Source organism: Deinococcus terrestris, assembly GCF_009377345.1.
Taxonomy (GTDB): domain Bacteria; phylum Deinococcota; class Deinococci; order Deinococcales; family Deinococcaceae; genus Deinococcus; species Deinococcus terrestris.
Genome location: NZ_WBSL01000002.1, coordinates 120,989 through 139,949, shown reverse-complemented (window position 1 = coordinate 139,949; position 18,961 = coordinate 120,989). Strand labels below are relative to the sequence as shown.

12 protein-coding genes, 3 pseudogenes and 1 CRISPR repeat array (1 of these 16 only partly in view) are annotated in these 18,961 nt (G+C 64.7%); of the genes and pseudogenes, 5 read left to right on the top strand and 10 right to left on the bottom strand.

The genetic code is table 11. The features are described 5' to 3' along the window. Window positions 1-39 precede the first annotated feature (39 nt). Window positions 40-1,050: a GNAT family N-acetyltransferase gene (locus tag F8S09_RS06795; protein ID WP_152870445.1), complete on the bottom strand. Its 1,011-nt coding sequence runs from the start codon at window positions 1,048-1,050 to the stop codon at window positions 40-42. 351 nt (window positions 1,051-1,401) lie between these two features. Here F8S09_RS06795 and F8S09_RS06790 point away from each other — a divergent pair, with 351 nt between their 5' ends. From F8S09_RS06790 to F8S09_RS06780, 3 genes are all read left to right on the top strand, one after another. Next, complete coding sequence (locus tag F8S09_RS06790; protein ID WP_152870443.1) at window positions 1,402-1,989, top strand: hypothetical protein; 588 nt, start codon at window positions 1,402-1,404, stop codon at window positions 1,987-1,989. A 101-nt stretch (window positions 1,990-2,090) separates the two neighbouring features. Then, entirely contained in the window at window positions 2,091-3,308 is a 1,218-nt protein-coding gene (locus F8S09_RS06785) for a hypothetical protein (protein WP_152870441.1), read from the top strand. Beyond that, window positions 3,308-3,712, top strand: coding sequence for a hypothetical protein (locus F8S09_RS06780; RefSeq protein ID WP_152870439.1), 405 nt, complete (start codon window positions 3,308-3,310; stop codon window positions 3,710-3,712). The genes F8S09_RS06785 and F8S09_RS06780 overlap by 1 nt, the downstream gene beginning before the upstream one ends. Window positions 3,713-3,904: 192 nt before the next feature. On the opposite strand, the pseudogene F8S09_RS06775 reads toward F8S09_RS06780, so the two are convergent. The 5 genes and pseudogenes from F8S09_RS06775 to F8S09_RS06755 form a co-directional block, all read right to left on the bottom strand. Further along, window positions 3,905-4,554, bottom strand: a pseudogene (locus F8S09_RS06775) (Tn3 family transposase); the annotation flags it as partial. Window positions 4,555-4,656: 102 nt separating this feature from the next. Next, window positions 4,657-7,101, bottom strand: a complete 2,445-nt coding sequence (locus tag F8S09_RS06770) for a heavy metal translocating P-type ATPase (protein WP_152870437.1) — start codon at window positions 7,099-7,101, stop codon at window positions 4,657-4,659. A gap of 58 nt (window positions 7,102-7,159) precedes the next feature. Then, a complete protein-coding gene (locus F8S09_RS06765) occupies window positions 7,160-8,260 on the bottom strand; it encodes a sensor histidine kinase (protein ID WP_322618608.1) in 1,101 nt (366 codons plus the stop codon). Next, window positions 8,257-8,925 carry a response regulator transcription factor gene (locus F8S09_RS06760; RefSeq protein ID WP_152870435.1) on the bottom strand — a complete coding sequence of 223 codons (669 nt, stop codon included), beginning with the start codon at window positions 8,923-8,925 and terminating at the stop codon, window positions 8,257-8,259. Before F8S09_RS06760 ends, F8S09_RS06765 begins: the two co-directional genes overlap by 4 nt. A 97-nt stretch (window positions 8,926-9,022) precedes the next feature. Continuing rightward, window positions 9,023-9,619: a DUF305 domain-containing protein gene (locus F8S09_RS06755; protein ID WP_152870433.1), complete on the bottom strand. Its 597-nt coding sequence runs from the start codon at window positions 9,617-9,619 to the stop codon at window positions 9,023-9,025. Window positions 9,620-9,831: 212 nt separating this feature from the next. Here F8S09_RS06755 and F8S09_RS18305 point away from each other — a divergent pair, with 212 nt between their 5' ends. Beyond that, entirely contained in the window at window positions 9,832-10,095 is a 264-nt protein-coding gene (locus F8S09_RS18305; RefSeq protein ID WP_227978548.1) for a recombinase family protein, read from the top strand. Window positions 10,096-10,343: 248 nt separating this feature from the next. Further along, a pseudogene (locus F8S09_RS06740) lies at window positions 10,344-11,115 on the top strand (IS982 family transposase). Window positions 11,116-11,286: 171 nt separating this feature from the next. Here the strand turns inward: F8S09_RS06740 and F8S09_RS06735 are convergent. The 4 genes and pseudogenes from F8S09_RS06735 to F8S09_RS06720 all read right to left on the bottom strand — a co-directional run bounded on the left by F8S09_RS06735 (window position 11,287) and on the right by F8S09_RS06720 (window position 15,659). Continuing rightward, window positions 11,287-11,679 (bottom strand): hypothetical protein, encoded by a 393-nt coding sequence (locus tag F8S09_RS06735; protein WP_152870431.1) that lies wholly within the window; start codon window positions 11,677-11,679, stop codon window positions 11,287-11,289. Beyond that, entirely contained in the window at window positions 11,679-12,989 is a 1,311-nt protein-coding gene (locus F8S09_RS06730) for a glycosyltransferase (protein ID WP_152870428.1), read from the bottom strand. The genes F8S09_RS06735 and F8S09_RS06730 overlap by 1 nt, the downstream gene beginning before the upstream one ends. A gap of 522 nt (window positions 12,990-13,511) precedes the next feature. Then, on the bottom strand, window positions 13,512-14,843 hold the full coding sequence (locus tag F8S09_RS06725) for a nucleotide sugar dehydrogenase (protein ID WP_322618662.1): 1,332 nt from the start codon (window positions 14,841-14,843) through the stop codon (window positions 13,512-13,514). 417 nt (window positions 14,844-15,260) lie between these two features. After that, window positions 15,261-15,659, bottom strand: a pseudogene (locus tag F8S09_RS06720) (hypothetical protein). A gap of 337 nt (window positions 15,660-15,996) precedes the next feature. Then, window positions 15,997-18,961: a CRISPR direct-repeat array (repeat unit 29 nt; unit sequence CGGACCATCCCCACACCCGTGGGGAACAC) (it continues 723 nt past the right edge of the window).

Here is an 18,961-nt window from a genome sequence, read left to right as displayed (position 1 = left end):
CCGCCCGCGCTCCAGTGGGGGTAAGGAGGCCAAGCCAATTTAACGAAAACGCACCAGGTAACTGGCCGTCGCCGGTTGCCGCGCGAAGCCCAGCCGTTCGTTGACGGCCAGCATGGCGGCGTTGTCACTGGCGTTGTCGGTCACGATCTGCGCCGCGCCGAGGGTGCGGGCGAGCTCAATCACCCGCACTTTCATGGCGGTGGCAAGACCCCGGCCCCGCCAGGGACGCGCCACGCCCGTCAGGCCGGTGAACAGAGCCTCGCCCTCGCCGTTGGTAAACAGCGTGCTCTGTCCGATGAAGGTGCCGCCCTGCTCGGCCACCACGTACCCGTCGGGCAGCAGGCCAAAGTCGCCCAGGATCGCCTCGTCGAAAAGCTGCTGGGTCAAGGGCAGGGCGGGTTCCGGCCGGGGCACGTCGGTGCGGATCTCGTTCATCAGCGCGCACAGCCGGGCGTTGAGGTGTGGGGTGTGCTGCGCCCGCAGCGCCGCGAGCGTGGTCAGCCGGACGCCCTGCCGCTCAAGGTTGGCGAACAGGGCCGCGTACGGTGCCGGGTCGAACGACGGGACGTCCAGCGTGCTGGGAAAGGCCCAGTGGTCGGGCACGCCCCCTCGGCGGGCCAGGAAACCGGGCGCGACGGGGTGGTCCTCGCGGGCGTGGATGCGGGCCGACTCAGCCCCGAGGGCGCCCAGTCGGGCGAGGAGCTCACGCCACAGTGCCGCGCCGATGCCCTGGCCCTGATGCTGAGGACCCACCGCCAGGTGCAGGGCGTAGCGGTGCGGATGGTAGGCCCCCGGATTCTGGAAGTAGAGGGCCGTGCCCAGCACCGTGTCATCCACCGGTCGGTCTGCGTTGCTGGTTCCTGGGTTCCGGACGGCCACGAGCGCCTCATGTCGGTAGCCCCAGCGCGCCTGGTCTTCCAGCAGCCGCTCAAGATCCTGCACGCTCATGGGGTCGTGGGGGTGCGTCTCGGTCAGGATGCGGGCCACCGCCGGGTGTTCATGCGGCGTGAGGGGACGAACCGTGAAGGCCTGGGACGTGGGGCTGGTCATCGGTGACTCCTTTGAGAACGGGGCGCGAACGTGGAACAGGGGCGTCAATGCATCGGAACGTGCCTGACGTGGTCCTTAGGGCCGGTGAATTGCCCTGAGCCTGGACAGTGACCAATCTAGGCAGGACGCGATGATGGGCGGATGATGGCCGGTTCGGGGAGGCCTGTGACCGACCAGCCCGTTCAGGTTCAGAACCCTGGCCGCCCCCCCCGCGGCGCAGGGTTAGGCCTGCGCTGCACCCCGCAACGTTCGCTCGTGGCCCAGGGCGCCATCCGCCCATCATCCTCCCCCCCGTACGGTGCCCCCAGTTCAGAGGCGCGGGCAAGTTGCCCCGCCCACAGGAGGAACACCATGAACGCACAGACCCTGCGGACCTTCGGCCTCGTCACCCTGCTCACCGCTCCCGCCATGACCCTGGAGGCGGCCCGCCACGGCTTCCAGCAGGTCGCCAACGAGAACACCGACCCCCTCGGCGCACTGCTGTACGGCCTGTTCTCGGTGGGCTGGCTGTGCGGCGTGCTGGGGCTGCGCCATCTGCGCGCCACCGGAACGGGCAAGGCGGGACGTTGGCTGCTCAACGTCCTCGCGGTCACCGTGACCCTGGCGACCTTGCAAACGGCGATGGACCTGCTGAAGGTGCCGACCGGAAACCCCCTCTACCTGGTGACCGACGTCGCCTGGCCGCTGAGCATGCTCCTGACCCTGGTCGCGGGCATCGCCGCCGTCTTTGCCCGGCAGCTCAAGGGCTGGACGCGCTTCGTGCCGCTGTTCATGGGCGCCTTCATCCCGATCATGGTGATCCAGGGCGCGCTGGGGGTGGAGGTGCCCTACCTGTTCGAGGCGCACACCATCCTGGCCTGGGGGCTGCTGGGCCTCACGCTGATCACGGCCGCTCCCCACGCGGACAGGCAGGCGACGGACCTGGCTTCCCTCGCCTGAGCGCCAGCCTTCCGGGCGACGCGGACCACCGGAGGGGTGGTCCGCGTTTGGCCGTGGAGTCCGTCATCCCCGCATCATCCTGCGCCGGGCACACTGCCCGCATGAATGCCTTCTCCATCCTCACGCTGGCCGTGCTCGGTCTCGGTTTCAGCGCGCCCGCCCCCTCAGGAACCCTCGCCTACCTGCGGGGAGGCTCGGCCTGGGTTCAGACGAATCCCGGCCAACCCGCGCGCAAGCTGCCCCATTCCCAGGGCACCGTGCTGCTGGACGTCTCGCCTGCCTCCGGCTCCATCGCCTTCATGACGGGGTCCGCCGGAGTCAACGTCCACGCGGACCGTACCCCCGCCCTGACCCCCTGGCTGAGCAAGGCTCCCTACACCACCTCCGTCCCGCTCAGTACGCTTGTCCCGGCCCCCCATCTCCGCTCTGTCCAGGCCCGCTGGCTGAGGTGGGAGGGCAACGGGCAGAACCTGATTGCCGGAACCGATCAGGGCACCGTGGCCTGGAACCTCGTGCGGCGCCAGAGCTTCATTCCCAACCAGACGCCCTTCTATCAGACCACCTCACTGGACGGTGAGGTGACGGCCACCCTGGGCAGCGTTCAGTCTCCGGACGAGCCGGGTGTCCTGCTGTACGGCCCTGGTGCCAGGCCCGGCACCGAGGTCTTCACCCGGAGCCAGCCTCAGAACCTGCTGAGGGCGCTGAAATCGGCCCCACAATCCGCCATACGCCGCTTCCTGGCCGACCTTGACCCCCAGGCACAGGCGGACGACGTGAGTTGGGTGGTGACGCCCCCGCAGGTGACCCGGGACGGGAAACGGGTGTACTTCGCCTCCAACGCGGGCTGGGGGGTCGGCAGCGGCGGAACGACCACGGCGGCGGTCTTCGAGGTCGATGTGGGCGAAGTGCGGGTGCGGGCCCTGGGCTGGCTGGGCACCTTTTCCGGCAGCGCCCTGGACCTCCTGCCCTCGCCAGACGGGCAGAAGCTGCTGATCTTGCTCACCCGTCATGTCAGCAACCGGGAGACGCCGGTGCTGGCCTACGTGGCCGACTTGAAGGCGAAGACCCGGAGGGAGTTGAGGGTGGTCACGCCCCCGCCGGGACGGAGCAGCGTCGTGGACGGTGCGTGCTGGCTCGGAGATTCCGGCCACCTCGCCCTGAGCGTCGCCCATCCGCGGCCGGGAGACCTGAAGGCAGCTCACAGCTTCCTGCCGCCACGCGCCGAATACACCCTGCTGGTCATGCGGGCGTCGGACGGTCAGGTCGTTTCCCGGATACCGGGGGCAACGGCGCCAGCTTGTGGCCCCCGGCGGTCCTGATGGCGCTCCTTGCCACCCTGCCGTCTGCCACCCGCTTTCTCCTGAATCAGGTGCTGCGTGCCGCGGTGGCCGCCGTCCTGGTGGTGACCGTCTGCGCGACCCTGCTGTGCCTGTACTGGCTGGCGACCGACCCGGACGCTGCGCTGCCGGACGTACCCTTCGCCTGGACCGGCATGGTCGCGTTGGGACTGGCAGTGGGACTGCCCGTCGCCGTGGTTTTCGGGTTCACCGTGGCGCCGCTCTCGGCGAGCCTGGGACGTGTGCATCCTGCGTTGATGTGGCTTACGAGTGCCGGGGGCGGCCTGCTGTTGGTGACGCTCATGACGACGCCGAAGCTCGCCGTGTTGGGGGCCTTGGGGGGGGTGGTCTCCGCATGGTTGAACCGCCGGGCCAAAGCGGCCTGAAGTGGCGAACAGCCTTGCCTGTGCTTGACGGCTGTTTTTGGGTGGTTGTGGCTACAACACGTAGATGGGGTGACGCCAGCAGCGCGGGAAAACCAACGCCAAGCCTTCAGGCCCTCGCCCTGGCACTCCTGGCCGGGGTCGGCGAACGGCCGGAGGGCACCGAGCGCGAGCGCGGGCGACAGCCACCTGCTCGACGCCGTAGTCTGCCTCGCGACCGAGTCGCCAGTATCGCAAGTCGGCCAGGTCCGCCAGCCGGGGGCTGAAGTGGTACCCCAGCAGATAGAACAAACCGAAGACCGTGTCGCTCATGATCTCGCGGGGGTCGAGGTGGGTCTTTGCCTGCCAGAATCAACAGCGAGTCGCGCAGCGTGCCCGGCACGGTGATGCCATGGAAACCTGTGAACTGGTCCGAGCTGAAGTTGTAGTAGGTGGTGCCGCGCTCGGCCCCGAAATATTTGCTGTTCGGACGCGCGTTGATGGTCTTGACCGGAACGACGAAGCGCAACCCGTCCACAGAGGCGACCTCCCCACCACCCCAAGCTTGGACGAGGGGAATCCGTGATTGGGCCTCCACCAAGCGGGCGTTGGCGGTCACGGTGGTCTCGTTCCGCAGAGAGCGCTGCTGCACCCACGACAGGCGGGAGAGGGTCAGCGCCGGGATGTGGGGGCGCGCGACGGCTTTCAGGCCGATGTTGCCCGCCTGAGCCACGAGCACGGCGCACAGGCTCGTCGTCAGGTCCCCCATGCGGGTGTTCCCCCTCGCTCATGCGGGTGAAAGCGCCTGGAAATCCTGTTCGGGCGTGCTCTTCCAGCAGCACCTCAGGCAGGTCGATGTTGGGCAGGGGTGACATCTGCGTCATCACCCTCCGGCTGCGCTGAGCGCCTGACCCGCAAGTCCACCCAACCCTATAACCCTATGGGCGGGGGCGCTCCTTTGGCGATGCTCAGTTCCCGGTGACTGTTGGGTGGCCGAAGCGCAACCAATTCAGCGACAGGGCGTTCAGCGTCACGATCAAGGTGCTGGCGCTCATCAGCAGCGCGGCCCACTCGGGGCGCAGCAGGATGCCGTAGCTTGGATACAGCACCCCCGCCGCGAAGGGAATGGCCAGCAAGTTATAAATTGCGGCCCAGAAGAGGTTCTGCTTGATCTTGCCGCGGACATGACGCGCCAGGGCGATGCCGACGGCCACGCTCGCCGGGTCGCTCTTGACCAACACCACGTCGGCTGTTTCGACGGCTACATCAGTACCTGCCCCAATGGCGATGCCCACCTCGGCCTGCGCGAGCGCGGGCGCGTCATTCACACCGTCGCCCACCATCGCCACCTTGCGGCCCTGTGCCTGGAGCTCCTGAACCTTTGCGGCCTTCTGTTCAGGCAGCACGTCCGCGATCACCGTGTCCATCCCCAGCTGACGGGCGACCGCTTCCGCCGTGTGCCGGTTGTCACCCGTCAACATCACTGTCTGGACGCCAGCGGCATGGAGGGCCTGCACCGCCACCCTCGCCGACTCGCGGATGGTATCCGCTACCGCCACCACGCCCAGCGCCTGCCCATCCGCCGCCACGTACATCGCGGTCTTGCCATCCGCCGCCAGCCGGTCTACCTCGTCCGGAAGGACACCTACCTCCACGCCTTCCCGGTCCATCAGCCTGCGGTTGCCGATCAAGACCCGGCGGCCCTGCACGGTCGCGTGCACGCCGTGTCCGGGGATGCTGCCGAAGGCTTCAGGTCGCAGGACCGTGACGCCGCGCGCCTGTGCCCCCCTGACGATGGCCTCGGCCAACGGGTGCTGTGAGGGTTGATCCGCCGAGGCCGCCAGGTGCAGCAGGTCTGCTTCGCTGACTCCAGGGGCGGTGACCAGGTCGGTCAGGGCGGGTGTGCCCTCGGTGAGCGTCCCGGTCTTGTCGAAGATCACGGTGTCCACCCCAGCGGTCGCTTCGAGCGCCGCAGCATTTTTGAACAGCACGCCTTCCCGCGCTCCCTTCCCAACCCCCACGGTGATGGCGGTCGGCGTGGCGAGGGCCAGCGCGTCCGGGCAGGCGATGACGATGGTCGAGACAGCGGCGGTGAGAGCGAACACGGTGCCTGCCCCCAGGAGAGACCAAACCAGAAAGGCGATCAGCCCGCTGCCCAGGGCCACGAACACCAGATACTTGCCCGCCGTGTCGGCCAGGCGCTGCGCCGGGGCCTTGCTGGCCTGCGCGTTTTGCACCATCTGCACGATGCGCGAGAGGGCCGTGTCCGCGCCGACAGCGGTCGCGCGGAAGGTGAATGCCCCGTTCTGGTTCACCGTGCCGCCGGTCACCCGGACGCCGGGCGTCTTTGCGGCTGGAATCGGCTCGCCGGTGATCATCGACTCATCCACGTAGCTGCTTCCCGTGAGTACCTCGCCGTCCACCGGTACCCGGTCGCCGGGGCGCACCACGAGTTCGTCGCCCACCACGACCTGCTCCAGCGGAATCTCAACTTCCTGGCCGTTCCGCACGGCGCGGGCCGTGGCCGGGGCCAGCTTCAACAAGGCCTCCACCGCTCTCCCCGTAGCGAAGCGTGAGCGCATCTCCAGCCAGTGCCCGGCCAGCGAGAAGGTCGTGAGCATCGCGGCCGCCTCGAAGAACACCTCGTCCGTCCGCAGGAAGAGGGTGGCCCAGACCGAGTAGACGTAGGAGACCAGGATGCCGGTAGCGATCAGGGTCATCATGTTCGCCTCGCGCCGCTTCAGGGCACGCCAGGCGGCGGAGATGAACGGCCATCCCCCCCACCACACGACGGGCGTGGACAGGATCAGGCCAAACCAGGCCATCGAGAGGCCGAAGGGCGGCGCCGCAGTGAACCCCAGCAGCTCGCCAATCGGGGAGTACAGGACGATGGGGAGGGTCAGCAGCAGTGACACCACGAAGCGGCGCAGCATGTCATTCACCATGTCCGCGCCGTGCCCCGCGTGCTCGTCATGGCCCATGTCGGCGTGTGCGTCCCGCCCGACGTGGCCCGTGCCCGCGTGGAGGCCGTGTTCGCCCGCAGCGTGCAAATCGTGGGTCGCAGGGGCGGCGGCGTGGCTCACCGCAGCGGGGTCGGGCACCTGATGCTCATGACCGACGCTCGGGTGACCGGGCTGCGAGACAGACGGCGCACAATCCTGGCAAACACAGTCGTATCCGGCCCCATGCAGGTGGTGACGAAGCTCCGCCTCAGTCACGCGGCCCGGATCGTACCCCAGATGCGCGACCGCGCGCGTCCGGTCGACATGCACCGAGGTCACGCCGCTAATTCGTGCGAGGCTGCGCTCCAGGTCTGCGAACTCTGAAGCGTCGTGGCAGTTGCGCAAGGCCACCTCAAGGACAGCCCCTGGTCTGTGGTGGCCGTGATGCCTGCCGTGGTCCTGCGTCGTCATAGGCGTCCCCTGTCCATCCCGCCACTGTAGGCGTGACGTGTCCAGCCCACGTAAAGCTTCAGGGTTGTGGAAATACCTGCACCCCCCGTGGCAGCCACAAGGTAAAGCGGGTCCCCGCCCGGTCCGAGGTCACCCCTATTTCCCCGCCCATCTGTTGGGCGAGCCCCCGGGCAATGGTCAGCCCCACGCCGCTCCCGTCTCCCCGTGTTCGGGCGGGGTCCACCCGGTAAAAGCGCTCGAAGATGCGCGCGAGATGCTCCTGTGGGATGCCGTGTCCGGTGTCCTGCACCGTGAAGCTCACTTGGACACCAGCAGCCTCGGCTCCCAGCGTGACCTGACCTCCCTGGGGTGTGTGGCGTAGGGCATTGGAGAGCAGGTTGGAGAGCACCTGCAGCGACCGCTCGAAGTCGGCCCGAACCTCCAGAGCGTCTGGCCCGGCTTGCACGGTCAACGTCACGCCGCACTCGGCGTAGGCGTCCCCGAAGCGTTCCAGCGCCGCCGTCAGAAGCTGGGAAGCGCCAAATGCCGTGGGATGCAGCTCGACCCGCCCGGCCTCGACCCGCGAGACCAGACTGAGATCACTGGCGAGGCGCTCCATCGCCCGCACCTCCCGCCGGATGGCGAGCGCGGCCTGTTCGGGGGGCATCACGCCGTCCGTGATGGCCTCGGTGTACCCGCGTAGCGCAGCCAGCGGCGTGCGCAGCTCGTGCCCCACGTCACCGATCAACGCCACCCGGTCCTGCTCGACCCGTTCCAGCGACCCCGCCATCACGTTGAAGTTGTGCGCGAGGTCGGTGAGTTCGTCGCGCCCTGTCTCTGGCAGGCGACGGCGGTAGTGTCCGCCTGCCAGGTCGCGGCTTCCCTCACCCAGCAGTCGGACCGAGCGCACAATGCGCTGGGAGGTCAGCCAGGAGGTCAGCGCCGCGCCCACCACCGCGAAGGGCAGGGCAGCCAGCAGCGCCCGGTTCAGGGTCTGGCGCATGCCGCGTTCCAGGTCAGGCCGCAACTCCCGGCCCTCCGGCCCCAGCAGCGCGACCATCTGCTCGACGTGGTGGCGGTAGAAGCTCGGTGCGGTCACCTCCGCGACCAGCAGCAGGGCGCCCAGGGCCACCAGAACCACCAGCAGATGCCCCAGGAAGAGCCGGGGAAAGAGCCTCACACTTCCTCCCGGAAGCGGTAACCCAAGCCACGCAGCGTCTCGATAAAGCGTGGCTGCTCGGGGTTTTCTCCCAGCTTCCTGCGCAGGCCCGCCATATGCACGTCGACCACCCGCTCCACGCCGGGAAAGTCCGGTCCCCAGACCCGTTCCAGCAGCTGGTCGCGCGACCACACGAAGCCAGGATGGCGGGCCAGAGTCAGCAGCAGATCGAACTCCAGCCGCGTGAGGCTGAGGCCCTCCCCGTCCAGGGTGGCTGTGCGTGTCCGCTCGTCAAGGTGCAGGCCGCCCGCCGACACTTGGTCGTGCAGGTGGGCGCGCCGCAGCAACGCCCGGACCCGCGCGACGACCTCCCGGGGCGAGAAGGGTTTGGTGACATAATCGTCGGCCCCAACCGCCAGGCCACGGAGCTTGTCTTCCTCCTCGCCCCGCGCGGTGAGCAGCAGGATCGGGAACTCCGGGTGCGCCCGGCGCTGCTCGCGGGCCAGATCCAATCCGGTGATTCCGGGGAGCATCCAGTCAAGGATGGCGAGGTCCGCCGCCGCCAACCTCTCCCGTCCGGCGCCGCCATCCTGCGCTTCCAGCACGGTGTGCCCCTCCCGTCTCAGGTACGTGCCCAGGATGTCCAGGATGGCGGGGTCGTCGTCGACGATCAGGATGCGGGCCATGGCTGCCTTTCAGGGTAGAGGCCCTGGCTCCCTTCCTCCGGCCAGGACCGTAGGGGGCGGACCCGCCAGAGTTGCAGGGCCGCCGGAGCACCCTCACTCAACCGCGCTTGGCCAGCCACAGCTTGAAGGCGTACATCTCATCGGCCTGCGCCTTGATGATGTCGCGCGAGAGCTTCAGCACGCGGGCGTCACTGCTTTTCTGGAGGGCAAGGTTGGCCATGTCGAGCGCGGACGCGTGGTGGGGCAGCATGCCCTGGACAAAAGCCCGGTCCGGTTCCTTGGCGGTCTTCAGCGGCGTGATCATGCCCTTCATGCCGGTGGCCATCATCCCGCGCATCTTGATGTCGAGTCCACCCAGGGGCTTCAGCCAGGCGGTCATATCCCGGATCTCGCCGGTCTGGTCCCGAATGACGTTCGCCACCCAGGTCTTGACCTGAGCGTCCTTCACCCGTCCCTGCACAGCGCGGGCCATCTCGACCGCCCCTTGGTGGTGCCCGATCATCATGCTGAGATAGGCGCGGTCAAAAGCTTTCCCGCTCAGGGGCGCGAGAACGTCCATATCGGTCATGGCGTGCGGGGCTGAGGCCCTGTTGATGGCCGGTTGGCCGTGCATGCTGTGGTCCATCTGGGCGAGGGCCGGGCCACTGATCAGGGTCAGGACGGCAAATGGGAGCAGGCGCGGCGGAAGCTTCATGGCCCGAAGCTACCGGGGCTGTGTTCAGCTCCTGTAAAGACCGCAAGAGCCAAGCTGTCTGGCTCCCGCTGGGCAGTTCAATGACCAGTCCCAGATGACCTGGGACGCCAGATCTTGCCACGCTGGCGGCCCACCCTGTCCATCTGGGGCACCCTCAGCCTGAGGTCAGGATGGTGGCGGAAAAGGCGTCAGGATAGGGTCGATTCTGTTCTTTGCTGGAACAGACTCTGGATGGTCATAGACTTCAACCTGACCTACTGACGGCGTGGACACTGGGCAACGGCTTGGGAACATCCGCGTCAGCAGCCTCGACCAGAACACCGACCGACAACTCGAAAGCGCTCAAGTCGATAGACGCCACGATGGCGCGGTTGCTGCCGTCCGTCATGGGGGCTTTTGCCGAATTTGAGCGGCAACTGCTGAAGGAGCACCAGCGCGAGGGCATCGAGGCCGCCAAGAAGAAAAGAGCTTACTGAGGCCGCAAGAGTCGCTCAAGCCCGCTCAGCTTGAGGATCTCCGCACACGCGTCCAAGTGGGGGAGGGGGAGAGGAAAGCTGTCCCGGCGCGAGAACTGGGCATCAGCCGGGAAACGCTTTACAGCTACCTGTAGACGGCTCCCAAAGGACCAAAATGTTTGGTGGGGGAATGCAGATTTAGAGACGCCGTTTAGGGCCTGCTTGAAGCGGCTTCAAGCAGCACGTAGACGAGAAAAAATAGAGGCGGTATGGCTAGATACCGTCTCCACCACAGTTTAGGTCGGCGAACCGTCATCCGTCAGCTTTATCGCTGGGCCAAACGGCATTTCAGCGATCACAAGCGCTGCAAACACAGAAACTCAGCGATGCGCTGTTGGTGGCCTTGCTGCTCAGCCGTCTCGTCTTCAAGCATCCATTTCCGTCGATTTGGTGGCAGATGCTGAGGGGAGGCCGGAGCGGTCTCCCCTCGTACACCCAGGCTTACACTCGTGGCCTCCGTCTCCTTGACCGCCTTGAAGCGATCGTCAGCCCTTCCAAACGGTGTGTCAAGGTGATCATCGATTCTATGCCACTGCCTGTCTGCCGACCCAAGTGGGGGAAACGCTGCGCGTTTCCTGGCGCCAGGTGGGGCTTTGGGACGCAGGGGACGTCTACGGATACAAGCTGCACGCCTGGGTGACGCCGGCTGGTGAAATCGTCCAGTATCTGCTGAGACCCGCCAACCTTCACGACACCACGGTGAGCTACGAGCTGAACCGCAGATGGCCGGAGTTCGGCGGACCAAAGATCATCGGGGATAAGGGGTATCGCTGCCTGGGCTACGTGTTTCCACCCAAGAAAAACTCCCGGTACGACACCGGGTGGCGGTCAGACCGCCACCCGAAGTTACGGAAGCGAATTGAAACCGTCTTCTCACAACTTGTTGAGGCCCAAATTCGCTCCGTTCAGATGAAGACGCTCGCCTCACTTCGCCTGCGTGTCGTCCTGGCCGTCCTCGCTCATAACCTCACCCAGCTCTAAACGGCGTTTAGAGGTCATCCGGAAATTTGACGCAGCAGGATGAGGATGCAGGCGAGCTGTACGAAGCTCAGCAGGTGCTGAAGACCTGTTGCGCCGTAGGTAAAGGAGGAGCGGGGGCCCCATGTGCCAGCCGACCCCGCCCCTCTACCGTGACCATTTTCCGGAGGACTTCTATGGACTGAGGTTCACAGCGCAGATGTAGTTGACGCCCTTCAGCGTCACTGTGTAGTACTTGGAATCACTCGACCAAGCTTTCCACGCTGTCAGCGCTGATTTGATACGCCATGCCATCACTGGGCGGTCTGAGGCCAGGTAAGTTGCCACACTATTCCGGAACTGTGGCAGGTTCAGTAGTTGCTGACCATTACTGTTGGCCTCGTAATCTCGAATACGAATTTGGAATAAGTTAATCCGTTCTGTGCGGAATGTGATCTGAATGGTCCCGCTTGAGCGTTCGTGTCGGTCGACGCAGTAGATGTACTGACGATCACGAATAGGGTCAGGAACCTTGACGGCCACTCCTACTCCTGTACTTGTCGCAGCCATCAGCATGACCATCACCATTACCGCGTACCCCACCCGCGCTTCTGAATCTGCGCGAGCGCTGGCACGATCAACATGCTCAGCACGCCTATGGTGAAGAGGGCTGAGCCGATGAAGTCTAGAAAGCCCGCCTCTCGCACTTCGGCGTCTTGCGCTCCCACCTTCGTACAGGCGTACATCGCCGTCGTCAGCAGCAACATGGACCCCACCCAGTAGGTCGGCCAGGTGCCAGTCGTGAGGCTGTTGTACAGCACGTGCAGCACGATAAATGGCGTGAGAACTGCCGACAGGATGTAGGGAATCTGGAGCATCAGGGCGACGCCAGGGCGCAGACGGATGAATGGCAGCAACACCTTCAGCGAGTTGATGAACCAACCCTTCTTCCACCTGATCTGCTGCTTCATCAGGCGCTGGAACGTCTGGGGCGCATCTGTGTATACCGTGGCGTTGGGCTGATAGACGGTGCGGTAGCCCTGAAGCAGCACGCGGTTGGTGAGGGAGCGGTCGTCCCCGAACCCTACCGGCTTGCCCCAGAATGACTCTTCCGGCCAGCCCGCCATAACCTTATCCAATGCCTCCTTGCGGTAGATCGCCCCACAGCCGGACAGGCAGCTCACTGCTCCGATGGAGGACTCGGCACGGCGCTGGAAGTTGATCCCACGGGCATAGATGGCCTTCTGGAGCCGGATGAGCAGCGTGTCGGGCGACGAAATCTTGATGTTGGCGACCGCACCGCCCACGCCCGGCTGGGAAGCAGAGGTGAGCATCCAATGAACGAAGTTCGGCCCCAGGACCGTATCGCTGTCAACGAAAATCACGTACTCCGTATCCACCTTGTGGTAGCCGTCGTACATGCCGTGGCGCTTGCCCTGATTCTTCTCTTTGTAGAGAACCTCGACGGCGGAACCGTACTCGGCCTCAACCTCGCGCAGGATATCCCGCGTGATGCCGTCTGTGCTGCCGTCATCGATAACGATGATTTTCTGGAGGTTCGCGTAGCCTTGGCTCAGGCAACTCTGTACCGTCCGGCGGATGCCCTCTCCCTCGTTGAAGCAGCAAACGACCAGCGACACGCTGGGAGTCTCCGTGCATAGAGTGACCCTCTGTTCTCGGAGCACGGACCGGAAGAACAGGAAAAACGCCATCATCACTGGATAGGTCCAGAGCAGGGCCAGAACCTGCTCGACCCTTGAAGTGGCCTGAAACAGGAACGCAACCTTGGCCACAAGGTACGCCAGGAACAGACCCCCAATGCCGATGAGGGGCCACATCAGGCGCGACCCAACAGGCTGGAGAGGGGCCGTATCCAACATCTTGTTATGAACAGTCATATGCACATCCTCTTGATCAGGGCGACATCGTAGGCAAGCAGATGCACGATTGCGACCATGGACTTCGCAGCTACTGCTTATAAACCAATCGACTTATTGGTTCTGATTTCCCAACTTCTCAACCACTGTGCGCCGGGCTTATCAGCTCAACTGCTGCTAGAGTTGGCTATAGCCTCGCCAGAAAACGGCTGTATTCCGCCACGGCGTTCGCCCTGGTGTGATTGCTAATGGACTGCGCCATCGTGAGCGCCGGGAAGTGGAGAAGAGAATCAGCACAGCATTGACATATTTGGGAGCCTGGCTGCGCCATTAGTCTTCCCCTTTGCCTGTAGTGACAGAAGCATCAACAATCTTCTGTTCTTGAGCGATCACTATCCTCTGGCTAGTGGATGCAGAGCAAAGCAGGATTCGACCGGAAGATGATCGACTTACACTCGGTTCAGCAGGCCAGGCCCGGTTCCATCGGGACTTGGGTACAGATCTCTGTGTCTCGGCCTTGGCGTCCAGATGGTCTGACACCATTCACAGTGAGGTGACATTCATGGCAATGTTGCGAGCAGCACCCCGGGTGTCAAAGACGCGGGGTACACGGGCACTGATGTCGGGCCAGTCGAACGAGCTGTGGTTGGTCAGTATCAGGGCCATGTCCGTCCACGCGAAGGTGTCGTCCGTGAGTTCTGCTTTCTGGGCATTGAGAACGGGGCCATGATCTTGCGGGAGCGCTTGTACATAGGGGTCGACGAAGCGGACCTGCGCCCCCCGGCGCTCCAATTCATGGATGACGTCGAGCGCTGGGCTTTCCCGCGCGTCGTCCACATCCGGCTTGTAGGTCACCCCAAGCGCCAGGATGCGGCTCCCACGTATGGCGCGGCCATGCTCATTCAGACTCTCGGCGATACGGGTCACGATGTACTTCGGCATCTGGCTGTTGACGTGGTCTGCGAGATCGATGAAGCGGGTCACGAAGCCAGCCTTGCGAGCACGCCACGCGAGGTAGTGGGGGTCAAGCGGGATGCAGTGGCCCCCGATGCCAGGGCCAGGATAGAAAGGCATGAAGCCAAAGGGCTTGGTGCCCGCCGCATCTATCACCTCCCAGACGTCAATTCCTAACGTGTTGCAGACAACTGCCAGTTCGTTGACGTAGCCAATGTTGATGGCCCGGAAGGTGTTCTCGTGCAGCTTCGCCATCTCGGCCACTCGTGCACTGCTAACGGGGAACACCTGCGTCAGGAAACTCCGGTAGAGGGTGGTGGCCATTTCGGTGCTGGCTGGACCGATACCGCCCACGAGTTTGGGAATATTGCCCGTGTTGAAACTGGCATTGCCAGGATCGACCCGCTCAGGGCTAAATGCGACGAAGAGATCGACCTCCGGCGTCAACCCACTGCGCTGCAATATTGGTAGAAGCAGTTCGTCGGTGGTGCCTGGGTAAGTGGTGCTCTCCAAAATTACCAGACAGCCGGGACGCAGGTGATCCACCAGGCTGTCCGCCGCCTGTTCAATGTAGCTGACATCGGGTTGCTTCGAATCCGTCAATGGCGTCGGCACGCAGAGAATGAACACGTCATGCTCAGCAAGACCTTCGCTGTCCGCTGTGGCATGCAACAGCCCGCCCGCCCTTAAGGTAAGCACCGCATGGTTGTCGACATCCTGCACAGGACTCCGCCCACCGTTGATGGCATTGACCCTCGACACTTGAGGATCAAATCCTGTGACAGCGTATCCACTTTGAGCTAGATGGATCGCCAACGGTGTGCCGACATACCCTAGACCCAATACAGCGACTTTAGCGGTACGGTGTTGTAGTTTCTCGCAGAGTACGGCAGACGAAGAGGAGATGGGCGAGATAGTCACGATGTTCACGCGCCTTTCGTGATCCTGAGGTAGAGGCGGGGAATTAGACGCGGGTCGAGCCTGGATTAGTTATCACCATTTTTAAAGAGCGATGCATTTACTTTGAAACGGGTGCTGTTTAAGTTGTGCAAAAGGGGCTGATTAACGATCTTAGCGCCAACGTATAATCTTTTGGGTAAATGTATATGACTCACGGCCGTGCTCGTTATAGCTCTAGATTCTATGCTGGGAAGCACTCTTCACTTTGGTAGGAGCAACCGAGGCAAACTTTTGTCACACAAACCTTACGGTCGTCCTAAATATGTAACTTGTGGTGGCGTTGGCACTGCTAAATTTTATACAGCGCTGACTGTGCCGCTGGAGGGGAACCGGGTGGCCGCGAATAGGGGTTGACAGGGCGCACGTCACGGGCTGAGGTCAATGGAATTTGAGGTTGTGGACCACAACGTTCAGAGCCACCTTGAGCCGAAAGCTCACCATCGTTTTGACCTGTCCCTAACCCAGCTCTACTCTCACCAGGACGGAGAACGCCAATTCGACGCGCGCCATATTCTGGTTTCCAGCGCGGATCGACTCGTTTGGCGTTGACCTTCGGTGGAGTCGGGCAAACCAAATGCGGGCCTGGGGTTCAGAAGGGAGCTCGAGCTTGAGGAAGCGCCACCACCGGCTGAAATACGGCACCTTGTGCAGTTGCTGGAGCAGGGCGATGGCGAGGAGGTCGGCATCGGAGATTTTCTCCTTTGTGTGCAACAACTTTGCCGGGATATGTGGAGTAACCCAGCGGCTGAGCAGGGTGACATCGGTGGACAGCGGCATACGAAAACAAACGCTTGGCGCTCGCCTGGCTTGGAACTGCCGCCCGATGTCCTGCCCTTTTGGAGGCGCGAGGTCAGGAAGCACCAGCCACCTCCGTCTCTGCACCCGTCGCCAGTGCGACTGCTAGACGACCACTCATTCACCCGTATTGAGGTCCAGCAGCCGTGAGCGCGAGACGGCCCACGCCCCTATAGATCGGCACACCCCGGAACGCCAGGGGGTCGGCGGCGCCCAAGCCGTGGCGCTGGCGGTCCTAGTCCCGCCACGCCTGGAGTGCTGCCCACTGCCGCTGGAGGTGGATGAGCCGAGTGCTGGAGGGGCGCGGCCTCGATCTCGTCGGACCATCCCCACACCCGTGGGGAACACCTCCAGACTGTGCCCCACGCGGGACTGCCCGAAGGACCATCCCCACACCCGTGGGGAACACTGCCGGGTGTACTCGCCCCGGAGCTGCTCCAACGGACCATCCCCACACCCGTGGGGAACACCCGAACGCGGCCGACAGCTTGCCGCCGCCCGCCGGACCATCCCCACACCCGTGGGGAACACGTGTTCTAGGCCATGCCCGCCGACACCCGACCCGGACCATCCCCACACCCGTGGGGAACACGACGCGGGGTTGCAGTCCGAGGTCGGCCACCTCGGACCATCCCCACACCCGTGGGGAACACGCCCGTCGAGGCGCCACGACCGAGTCGTCTCGCGGACCATCCCCACACCCGTGGGGAACACCCGGCCCGCTCGCGGATGCTGGCGGCGATGGCCGGACCATCCCCACACCCGTGGGGAACACATGCCCGGCGGGCACCGCGCCGCCTACCGCGCCGGACCATCCCCACACCCGTGGGGAACACTCCAGCCTCACCCTGTGGCCCGGTGGGACCCGCGGACCATCCCCACACCCGTGGGGAACACGCCAATCTCGGCCAGGATTTGAGGCAGGAAGTCGGACCATCCCCACACCCGTGGGGAACACTGGGGTAGGTCGGGTGGTCGTAGCTGTAGACGCCGGACCATCCCCACACCCGTGGGGAACACCACGTCCTCGATGGGGGCTGTCAGGTCGGAGGCGGACCATCCCCACACCCGTGGGGAACACGATGATGGCGCCCCCAAACTCAATCGGGGCGACGGACCATCCCCACACCCGTGGGGAACACCGGGGGTGGCCGCTGATCTGCCAGGCCACCCCCGGACCATCCCCACACCCGTGGGGAACACATGCGGGTAGAGCAGGTCGGCGTTCGCACGTTCGGACCATCCCCACACCCGTGGGGAACACTCCTCGTGGAAGGCCGCCGACCAGGCCGCCGCCGGACCATCCCCACACCCGTGGGGAACACTCCCGGCTGTCATTTACCGGGCCTGCGCCTGACGGACCATCCCCACACCCGTGGGGAACACAATGCGGACGTGCTCGCCGCGATGAAGCGGCACGGACCATCCCCACACCCGTGGGGAACACAGCCCCCGCAGGTCGGCCGCGGGGAGCCAGGCCGGACCATCCCCACACCCGTGGGGAACACATCCCGTTGCCGATGTAGATGCCGACGTGGTTCGGACCATCCCCACACCCGTGGGGAACACAGGGTCTTCAGGGCGCGGGAGATGATGCCCAGCGGACCATCCCCACACCCGTGGGGAACACCCGTCCTTGACATGCTTTTCGTCGTCGACAAGCGGACCATCCCCACACCCGTGGGGAACACAACTGGCCGATGGCCGTCCAGGGGTGCATGACCGGACCATCCCCACACCCGTGGGGAACACGCCGCGCCGACGACAATCCTTGTATCTCCCGCCGGACCATCCCCACACCCGTGGGGAACACTGATGACGAACCCGCCCAGATGGTCAGCGGAACGGACCATCCCCACACCCGTGGGGAACACGTGGGGATGCCAACCGTTCCCACCGTGGGTCACTGGACCATCCCCACACCCGTGGGGAACACTGATGACGAACCCGCCCAGATGGTCAGCGGAACGGACCATCCCCACACCCGTGGGGAACACCGAAAACTCTTCTGCCGCAGGCCGAACAGGACCGGACCATCCCCACACCCGTGGGGAACACTTAACGGCGCTGGCAATAAGTCGACACTGTGGCGGACCATCCCCACACCCGTGGGGAACACAGCAAAGATGGCCTGCGCCAACTGTTGAGCAGCGGACCATCCCCACACCCGTGGGGAACACTGAAGAACTCTGCATACCGTTTCCGCAACTGGCGGACCATCCCCACACCCGTGGGGAACACTCTGATATCGGCCCGGCCCGGTTAGCTCAGACCGGACCATCCCCACACCCGTGGGGAACACGCCTCCGTGACCTGTTCGGCCTCCGTGAGCCGCGGACCATCCCCACACCCGTGGGGAACACCGCTCGTGACTGCTAACCATTGGGACGACGCGCGGACCATCCCCACACCCGTGGGGAACACCTGTTAATCCCCTGACAAATAACAGTGACAGGCGGACCATCCCCACACCCGTGGGGAACACCGTCTGCTGGTAAAAAGCTCCCCACGAGGACCCGGACCATCCCCACACCCGTGGGGAACACTAGATGTCGCGCCCCATCTGTGTCGCGCTCATCGGACCATCCCCACACCCGTGGGGAACACGTGCTCTCGGCCCTGGACGCCGCCAAAGCCGCCGGACCATCCCCACACCCGTGGGGAACACCGCACGGTCGTCCCCGAGACCGAGCCCAAATACGGACCATCCCCACACCCGTGGGGAACACGACCTGTCCCGTCTGCTGGGGGGGTAAAGCCGCGGACCATCCCCACACCCGTGGGGAACACGTCCCGGGGTTGGCTGCCGCGAATTGGAGGGCCGGACCATCCCCACACCCGTGGGGAACACCTCCTTGGCCCCAGCGGTGCCGGGACGGACGACGGACCATCCCCACACCCGTGGGGAACACACGGAGGCGCACAGCCTCCGTGCTGTTGTGCCCGGACCATCCCCACACCCGTGGGGAACACCTGCTGGTGATCACCCCGGAGTTCAAGAAGCGCGGACCATCCCCACACCCGTGGGGAACACCGCCCCAGCGCCCTCCAGGGCCTTGTAGGCACCGGACCATCCCCACACCCGTGGGGAACACCATCCGCTGGAGGCCCGCTACTGGGAGGACTACGGACCATCCCCACACCCGTGGGGAACACATGTTGCCGTACTCGCGTTTAATCACCTCCCCCGGACCATCCCCACACCCGTGGGGAACACCTCCCAGGTCATCCGGGCGACGCTGACGCCCACGGACCATCCCCACACCCGTGGGGAACACCCGCCC

What these genes read in the sequence shown, in the direction of transcription:
- F8S09_RS06780 (WP_152870439.1), top strand. Translation starts at nt 3,308, where the DNA reads ATGGCGCTCCTTGCCACCCTGCCGTCTGCCACCCGCTTTCTCCTGAAT.
- F8S09_RS06755 (WP_152870433.1), bottom strand. Translation starts at nt 9,619, where the DNA reads ATGAAGCTTCCGCCGCGCCTGCTCCCATTTGCCGTCCTGACCCTGATC.
- F8S09_RS06770 (WP_152870437.1), bottom strand. Translation starts at nt 7,101, where the DNA reads ATGACGACGCAGGACCACGGCAGGCATCACGGCCACCACAGACCAGGG.
- F8S09_RS06760 (WP_152870435.1), bottom strand. Translation starts at nt 8,925, where the DNA reads ATGGCCCGCATCCTGATCGTCGACGACGACCCCGCCATCCTGGACATC.
- F8S09_RS06795 (WP_152870445.1), bottom strand. Translation starts at nt 1,050, where the DNA reads ATGACCAGCCCCACGTCCCAGGCCTTCACGGTTCGTCCCCTCACGCCG.
- F8S09_RS06790 (WP_152870443.1), top strand. Translation starts at nt 1,402, where the DNA reads ATGAACGCACAGACCCTGCGGACCTTCGGCCTCGTCACCCTGCTCACC.
- F8S09_RS06785 (WP_152870441.1), top strand. Translation starts at nt 2,091, where the DNA reads ATGAATGCCTTCTCCATCCTCACGCTGGCCGTGCTCGGTCTCGGTTTC.
- F8S09_RS06735 (WP_152870431.1), bottom strand. Translation starts at nt 11,679, where the DNA reads ATGGTGATGGTCATGCTGATGGCTGCGACAAGTACAGGAGTAGGAGTG.
- F8S09_RS06730 (WP_152870428.1), bottom strand. Translation starts at nt 12,989, where the DNA reads ATGACTGTTCATAACAAGATGTTGGATACGGCCCCTCTCCAGCCTGTT.